Raw genomic sequence first — 1,744 nt, 5'->3', positions numbered from 1 at the left:
TACCCATTTCAGGTGACGTAGCCCCGGCGGAGAAGCTGTCGGCCTTTTCCTACATTTTTCCGGTACTAATCACTGCTGCGTGTCATCTTCTCATGCTTAAACTGTCGCAGTGCAGCGTTAGGCACCGCTGCTTTTTATGTTCCACCTGGATCGAATTCGGAATCGCTAACGGTTAGCTGAACCCAAGAGATGGCGGAGCCGGGAACGCAGATTTTTTGTTCGCGCCGTGCTTGCATCTGAGCAGGCGCCGATGCTGAAAGTTACTTTTTATTTTCTTGATATTCTGAACTGCGCGGTCAATTAGACAAAAACAAATTGCGCAACAACTCTTGCACGGCCACCATGGCCTTCATGTATTTTTTAGGATTTTTATGAGCCAATCCACGCTGGTCAATGCACAACTCAATGCCCCCTTGCGTTCCCTTGCCCTGACAGTTGAAGAACGCGCGCCGGGTGAATTTTTCTGGCGCATCCTGGAAAGCCACGCCGACCCGCTGGTCTTCGAATCAGTCTCCTGCTCCGACATCAGTTTTGCGGCATATGACACGGCATTGGCCACCGGCTATGGCGAATTGCAGCGCCTGATCGGCCCGGACCTGCAGTATGGTCCGCGCAGTGATGAGCCCCAGCAGGTCGACCTGTTCGGCGTTGCAGCATCCATCAGAAAGAATGGGCAGGTGGGTGCGAGTCCGGAGATTCGCCTTGCGAAGGAGTCCGGTATCAAACCAGGTGCGGTGCCCGCGTGAAACCCGATCTGAAACTGGAGTACGCGCGGATGCGGGCAGAACTTCAGGCCTTGCTCGAAGCGCCCGTCAAGGATTACCCCAGGATCGACGAACTGGTCAACGAGCTTGAGCGGGTACAGCTTGCCATCAAAGGTGAGCACGGTATCAAAGGCAACAACCCTAACGAATAGGCCGCCCGGCGTCCGGGGTATGGTCCGCCCCAGGCACATGCGTCGCCACGAAACCGCCCTAAGGCTTGATGCGTAATGYGTGATGTCGATGTTGACCCCGACATCTGATTCACGCGGTGAGGTGCGTAGCATTTTGTGACCTCGCTTGTCCTACACAACCCGCTGTAGGGGACCGACGGAAAAGCCGCAGTAACTCCCCGTAAATTGGCCTCAGCTGGCAATACGGTCAGCGATTTACCAACCTGATTGCCTGTGATGGGCATGACTTAAGGAGTACACCATGAAAGCATCGAAACCTCTCGCTTCCGTTGTTGCCGCAGCCGCTGTTGTTGGCGCTATCGGTCTGGCTTATGCTCAGGCGCCAGGCACGGCCGCCGACACATCCGGCCAAGCCGCGAACCAGGGTACCCAAGGCACCAGCACCGATACGACTGGCACCACTGGCACGACAGGCAGCAGCGGCAGCACCATGAGCAATAGCCCTTCCTCCTCCACCACAACGAACGACACTGCGGGCTTCCAGACGGAGCGTCCTGCCCAGGCTGACCGCAACTAATCCAGCCTCGGCATGCAAGCTTGCGTGAACTGCTCCGGGTGGCTACGGCACCCCGGAGCGGTTTTACGTGAGGAATTTTTTCCTGAGCACCATGGCCAGCGTATCGCCCGATCTGTCCGAATTGCCTGAACGGCAGCTTCCTGCCGCCGAAGGCAGGTCGCCTCCTGTGGGCGTGGCGCGCAGCGACATTCTGGACGGCCTCAAGCAGGGCGTGCTCCTGGGGCTCGCGCTGTTGACCCTCACCCTGCCGCTGTTCAGGCCCCATCCCATGG

At 57.7% G+C, this 1,744-nt stretch carries 3 protein-coding genes and 1 pseudogene; all 4 read left to right on the top strand.

Going from position 1 to position 1,744, the window contains the following annotated elements:
* The first annotated feature begins 371 nt into the window (after positions 1-371).
* Positions 372-746: a hypothetical protein gene (locus AC1D0Z_RS21020; RefSeq protein WP_477660099.1), complete on the top strand. Its 375-nt coding sequence runs from the start codon at positions 372-374 to the stop codon at positions 744-746.
* Positions 743-916 carry a hypothetical protein gene (locus tag AC1D0Z_RS21015; protein WP_477660098.1) on the top strand — a complete coding sequence of 58 codons (174 nt, stop codon included), beginning with the start codon at positions 743-745 and terminating at the stop codon, positions 914-916. Before AC1D0Z_RS21020 ends, AC1D0Z_RS21015 begins: the two co-directional genes overlap by 4 nt.
* A gap of 280 nt (positions 917-1,196) precedes the next feature.
* Positions 1,197-1,472, top strand: coding sequence for a hypothetical protein (locus tag AC1D0Z_RS21010; RefSeq protein ID WP_477660097.1), 276 nt, complete (start codon positions 1,197-1,199; stop codon positions 1,470-1,472).
* 67 nt (positions 1,473-1,539) lie between these two features.
* Positions 1,540-1,744, top strand: a pseudogene (locus tag AC1D0Z_RS21005) (hypothetical protein); the annotation flags it as partial.

This window comes from Polaromonas sp. P1_E3 (genome assembly GCF_056405935.1).
The sequence above is the reverse complement of the archived record's forward strand: the minus strand, read 5'-3'. Positions and strand labels throughout refer to the sequence as shown.